Origin of the sequence: Hydrogenovibrio sp. 3SP14C1 (assembly GCF_029625905.1) — a bacterium.
GTDB lineage: Bacteria > Pseudomonadota > Gammaproteobacteria > Thiomicrospirales > Thiomicrospiraceae > Hydrogenovibrio.
Genome location: NZ_JARTLM010000037.1, coordinates 1 through 336 on the forward strand (window position 1 = coordinate 1; position 336 = coordinate 336).

At 55.4% G+C, this 336-nt stretch carries 1 rRNA gene; it reads left to right on the forward strand.

The features are described 5' to 3' along the window. Nucleotides 1–336, forward strand: a 16S ribosomal RNA gene (locus tag P8629_RS11535); the annotation flags it as partial.

The following is a 336-nucleotide window of genomic DNA, read 5'->3' on the forward strand; positions in this document are numbered from 1 at the left end:
CGCGAAGAACCTTACCTACCCTTGACATCGTGCGAACTTTCCAGAGATGGATTGGTGCCTTCGGGAACGCACAGACAGGTGCTGCATGGCTGTCGTCAGCTCGTGTTGTGAAATGTTGGGTTAAGTCCCGCAACGAGCGCAACCCTTGTCCTTATTTGCCAGCGCGTAATGGCGGGAACTCTAAGGAGACTGCCGGTGACAAACCGGAGGAAGGTGGGGACGACGTCAAGTCATCATGGCCCTTACGAGTAGGGCTACACACGTGCTACAATGGTCGGTACAAAGGGTTGCCAACTCGCGAGAGTGAGCCAATCCCGAAAAGCCGATCTCAGTCCG